Genomic DNA, 4,820 nt, shown 5'->3' with positions numbered 1-4,820 from the left:
ACCACGACGGGCTCGTCGACTCCATCCGCGACCTGGCGAACGACCGGGAACTCGTGCCGGCGGACCGCAGCGCGAACCTGCTGCACCTGCACGAGGACCTGCCGAACGCCTGGGACGCGTGGGACATCGACGCGCACTACCGGCACTCGGTGGTCGAGCTCCGCGGCGCCGAGTCCGTCGAGCTCGTCGCCGACGGCGACCTCCGCGCGACCGTCCGGGTCCGCCGGCGCTTCGGCGCCTCCGAGCTCGTGCAGACGATCGCGGTGCACGCCGACGACGTGCGGGTGCACCTCGGCGTCGAGGTCGAGTGGCAGGAGCGCGAGAAGCTGCTGAAGGCCTCGCTGCCGTTCGTCGTGCACGCTCAGCACCACAGCGCCGAGATCCAGTTCGGGCACCTCCGTCGGCCGACGCACACGAACACCTCGTGGGACGACGCCCGCTTCGAGGTCATGGCCCACCGCTGGGTGCACGTCGAGGAGCCGGGCTACGGCATCGGGGTCACGAACGCTGGCACCTACGGCCACGACGTCACCAGGCGGATCGGGTCGACCGGCGAGGTCGAGACCGAGGTCCGGCTCAGCCTGGTGCGTGGGGCGCAGTCCCCGGACCCGGAACAGGACCTCGGCCACCACACCTTCTCGTACGCCGTGCACCCCGGCGCGGACCTCGACGACGTCGTCGCGAGCGGGTACGACGAGAACCTGCCGCTCCGCGCGGTGTCCGGCGAGACGGCCGCGACGACCACGCTGACGGCACCGGCCGTGTCCTCGTCGTCCGGCGTGCGGGTCGAGTCGGTCAAGCTCGCCGACGACCGCTCGGGCGACGTGGTCGTCCGGCTGTACGAGGCGCTCGGCGCCCGGACCGACACCGTGCTGGCGCTGCGGATCGACGCCGCGTCCGTCGAGCAGGTCGACCTCCGCGAGCGCCCGATCGACGACGCACCGCGGTCCGCCCGGCACTTCGCCTGGGACGGTGGTGGGACGGTCGCGCTCGGCCTGCGCCCGTTCCAGGTGCTGACGCTCCGGATCCGGCCGCGTCGCTGACGTGGCCGGAGACCCACGGGAGGCGCTCGGCGGTCCGCCACGCGTCTCCCGTGGGTCGACCCGTCCGGCGGTCGGGACGAGGTGCGTCGGTGTCCCCCGAACGACGGCCAGAGAAGACGGGCGCGGAGACCTACGCTGGGGAACGGACCCGCCGGCCTCTCCGGATGGCCCTCGGTGCACGCCTCACGACCTGGCGAGCCCGACGCCGCCCAGCACGAAGGAGACGACCCGTGCGGTCACTCGTCTACACCAGCACACAGACCCGGCCGATCACCGATGCCGAACTCGCCCAGATCCTCGCGGTCGGTCGCGAGAAGAACTCTGCGCTCGGCATCACCGGGATGCTCGCGCACAAGGACGACAACTGCATCGGGATCATCGAGGGTGAGGACGACGTCGTGCACGCCCGCTTCGAGCAGGTCCGGATCGACCCACGGCACACGAACGTCCAGGTACTCCTCGACGAACCCGTGCAGCAGCGGTCGTTCCCGGACTGGTCGATGGCGTTCCAGCCGCTCGATCCGCTCGTGCACGGCGTCCCCGGGTTCTCGGACCTCTTCCGACCCGGCCGTCCCGCCGACCCCCGGTTCGGTGCCTCCCGCGCTCGCAACCTCCTCGACTGGTTCCGGATGCACCCGCTCGCGCCCCTGACGAACCAGCGGACGGCCGACGCCGAGGTGCCCCGCACGCGCGCCGTCAACGGTGCGATCACGGCGCTGCGCCACCGCGGCGTCGTCCAGTTCACACTGGGGTCGGCCGCGACGTGGGCAGAGATGCCCGTCGACGAGATCCGGACGCTGTTCCCGACCGAGCGCGCACTCCTCGCGGCGACCGCCGAGCGGTGGACCCGGGCGATCGCCGGCCCGTTGGAGCCGCTCGCCTCCGAGAAGGGCACGGTCGCCTACCTGCACGCGCTGCTCGTCGCCCACGCGGAGGAGCCCGCCCTCATGGAGCTGCTCGCTTCCAGTCTCGCCTCAGCGGCCGACCCGAACGTCGACGGTGCGGACTACTACCGGTCCGCCTACCGTCAGTTCCGGGACCGGATCCGGACCGGCCTCGAGGCCGACGTGCGTGCCGGCCGCGAGCCCGGCACGATGGACCCGATCCGCGGAGCCGAGCAGTTGCTCGCGCTCTACGACGGTGTCCGACTCCAGGCGCTGCTCACGACGGACACCGACGTCGTCGAGGCGTTCGACCGCGCCGCTGTCCGGATGCGACGCGGCTGGGCCGAACAGTACGAGCAGCCCCGCTACTGGGACATCCCCGTCATCACCCGCCCCTGACCGCGCGGCGTACTGTCCGGTCCATGCCCGCTCTCATCGACACGTTCACCCTGTCCAACGGCCTGCACATCCCGAAGATCGGCTTCGGCACCTGGCAGATCCCGTCCGGCGCCGACGCCTACGACGCCACGAAGGCCGCGCTCGACGCCGGCTACCGACACATCGACACCGCCCTGGCATACGGCAACGAGGCCAGCGTCGGCGAGGCCGTCCGCGACAGCGGCATCCCGCGTGACGAGCTCTTCGTCACCACGAAGCTGCCGGCCGAGGTGAAGACCGCGTCCGGTGCCCGCGAGGCCTTCGAGGAGTCCAGCCGCAACCTCGACCTCGGTCACGTCGACCTGTACCTGATCCACGCGCCGTGGCCCTGGAGCGACATGGGCTCCGACCACCGGGACGGCAACCTCGAGGTGTGGAAGGTGTTCGAGGAGCTGTACGACGCCGGACGCACGAAGAGCATCGGTGTCTCGAACTTCGCCGTCGCCGACCTCGAGGACCTGCTCGGCCGCACCGACGTCGTCCCGCACGCCAACCAGATCCGCTGGTTCATCGGGAACACGCAGGCCGAGACCACCGCGTTCGACCGCGAGCACGACATCCTCACCGAGGGGTACTCGCCGCTCGCCACCGGCGGACTGCTCGACAACGAGCAGATCGCCGAGATCGCGGCGAAGTACGACAGGAGCGTCGCCCAGGTCGCGATCCGCTACCTGCTCGAGCAGGACGTGCTGCCGCTGCCGAAGTCGACCACGCCGTCGCGCATCGCCGCGAACGCGGACGTGGACTTCGTGCTGTCGGCCGAGGACGTCGCGGCGCTCGACGCGCTCGAGGGCACGACCGACTGAGTCACGCGCGGGTCCACGGCGCCCACGCGGGGTCGTGACCGGGCCAGACCTCGACACCCGGCAGGCCGGCCAGGTCGGCCAGTCGGTCGACGGACCGCTGGGCGTCGGGTTCGTCCCCCGCGACGCCGACCCAGCCGCACGGGGTCCGCTCGGTGAGGTTCCGCTCGAGGTCTGCCGCGTCACACGCCAGGACCACCCGACGGTCGGGCAGGTCGATCCGGACCGACTGGTGGCCCGGGGTGTGCCCACGGGTGTCCAGCACACCGAGCCCCGGTGCGAGCTCGGTGTCCCCGTCGACCAGCACGATGCTGACGTCCGCGGCGAGCACGTCGTCGACCACGACGGTCTCCCGCCGCCCGACCCCGCTCCCGAGCCAGGTCCACTCGCGGCGCTGCAGCACCACGGGGGTCCCGGGCGGCACCAGGCGGAGGCCGCCGGTGTGGTCGAGGTGGACGTGCGAGACCACGCACGCGGCGAGCGCATCCCAGTGGAGCCCTGCCGCGGCGACTCCCTCGGCCAGTGCGTCACCGGGCGGCACCACAGCCGTGTAGCTCTCGTGGTCGTAGTGCGCTGCGCGCTGCTCCGGATCCCGGACGCGGTCGAGGTCGAAGCCGCCGTCCACGAGCACCCACCCGGTGTCGAACACCACGGCCGCGGCCGTCACCGGCTCGAGGAGGAACCGGGCTGGATCGCCCCCGCGGAGCGAGACGGACTCGGGGATCGGTTCCCACCCGAGCACGAGGGGGACCAGTCGGCGCGGGCGCCCCGCCAGCGCGAGTCCGCCCGTCGCCAGGTCACGGACCGATCGGACCATGTTTACCCCTCCGTCTCAATTGGATACAATCACCGCAGAACGGAATCCATTGTGCCGCAATCTCCGGAGGGGTCCATGACCGACGCGATCGACATCAACATCCCGATCCACACCGAGATGCTGCACTGGGGTCGCCGCCCGACCTTCGAGATGGTCGAGGAGATCGCGGACGGGTACCCGTCGGACGTCTCCCGATGGCTGATCGGCGCCCACACCGGCACCCACGTCGACGCCCCGTCGCACTTCGTCCCCGGGGCGACGACGGTCGACGAGATCGCGCTCGGCAGTGTGGTCGGGCCGGTCCGCGTCCTCGATCTGCGCCACGTCGCCGAGGAGATCACGGCCGCGGACCTCGTGGCCGCCGGCGCCGCGGGAGCCGAGCGGCTGCTCTTCCGGACCCGGAACTCGACCGATGCCCTGACGCGGAACGTGCGCTCCGAGACCTGGGTCGGGCTCGGGCCGGACGGTGCCGCGTGGCTCGTCGAGCACGGGGTCCGGTTCGCGGGCATCGACTACATGACGATGGAGGCCCCGGCCCACACCGAGTCGTGGCCGACGCACGTCGCCCTCTGCGGCGCGGGGGTCGTGATCCTCGAGAACGCCGACCTGTCCGCCGTCGCACCGGGCGACTACCTGATGGTCTGCCAGCCCGTCCCCTTCGCCGGACGCGAGGCCGCACCCGCGCCGACCGTCCTGCTCCCCCTCGTCGCGGCGGTCAGCGCGTGAGCGCCCCGGCGGTGCACGTCGTCCTCGTCCACGGGGCCGGGGGCTCGCCGTCGGCGTGGTCGTCGGTGACCCCGCTCCTGCGCGCCCGCCGGATCGCCCACACCCTCGC

Annotated in this window: 5 protein-coding genes; 4 read left to right on the top strand and 1 reads right to left on the bottom strand. The window is 72.1% G+C overall.

All coding sequences use genetic code 11. From position 1 onward, the window contains the following. The 3 genes from I5E_RS05390 to I5E_RS05380 form a co-directional block, all read left to right on the top strand. Positions 1 to 1,043, top strand: a 1,043-nt coding sequence (locus I5E_RS05390) for a glycoside hydrolase family 38 C-terminal domain-containing protein (protein WP_022906090.1), incomplete at its 5' end; no start/stop codon positions are given. 230 nt (positions 1,044 to 1,273) lie between these two features. Continuing rightward, positions 1,274 to 2,326 carry a BLUF domain-containing protein gene (locus I5E_RS22580; protein WP_022906089.1) on the top strand — a complete coding sequence of 351 codons (1,053 nt, stop codon included), beginning with the start codon at positions 1,274 to 1,276 and terminating at the stop codon, positions 2,324 to 2,326. A 23-nt stretch (positions 2,327 to 2,349) separates the two neighbouring features. Beyond that, positions 2,350 to 3,171: an aldo/keto reductase gene (locus I5E_RS05380; protein ID WP_022906088.1), complete on the top strand. Its 822-nt coding sequence runs from the start codon at positions 2,350 to 2,352 to the stop codon at positions 3,169 to 3,171. Between the two features lies 1 nt (position 3,172). Here I5E_RS05380 and I5E_RS05375 read toward each other — a convergent pair whose 3' ends face one another. After that, entirely contained in the window at positions 3,173 to 3,985 is an 813-nt protein-coding gene (locus I5E_RS05375; RefSeq protein WP_022906087.1) for an N-acyl homoserine lactonase family protein, read from the bottom strand. Between the two features lie 75 nt (positions 3,986 to 4,060). Here I5E_RS05375 and I5E_RS05370 point away from each other — a divergent pair, with 75 nt between their 5' ends. After that, positions 4,061 to 4,711, top strand: a complete 651-nt coding sequence (locus tag I5E_RS05370) for a cyclase family protein (RefSeq protein WP_022906086.1) — start codon at positions 4,061 to 4,063, stop codon at positions 4,709 to 4,711. Positions 4,712 to 4,820 lie beyond the last annotated feature (109 nt).

The organism is Curtobacterium sp. B18 (assembly GCF_000333375.1).
Lineage (GTDB): Bacteria > Actinomycetota > Actinomycetes > Actinomycetales > Microbacteriaceae > Curtobacterium.
The sequence above is the reverse complement of the archived record's forward strand: the minus strand, read 5'-3'. Positions and strand labels throughout refer to the sequence as shown.

Excerpts from the sequence above, each read along its gene's own strand:
- I5E_RS05375 (WP_022906087.1), bottom strand. The coding sequence starts at position 3,985 with ATGGTCCGATCGGTCCGTGACCTGGCGACGGGCGGACTCGCGCTGGCG.
- I5E_RS05370 (WP_022906086.1), top strand. The coding sequence starts at position 4,061 with ATGACCGACGCGATCGACATCAACATCCCGATCCACACCGAGATGCTG.
- I5E_RS05380 (WP_022906088.1), top strand. The coding sequence starts at position 2,350 with ATGCCCGCTCTCATCGACACGTTCACCCTGTCCAACGGCCTGCACATC.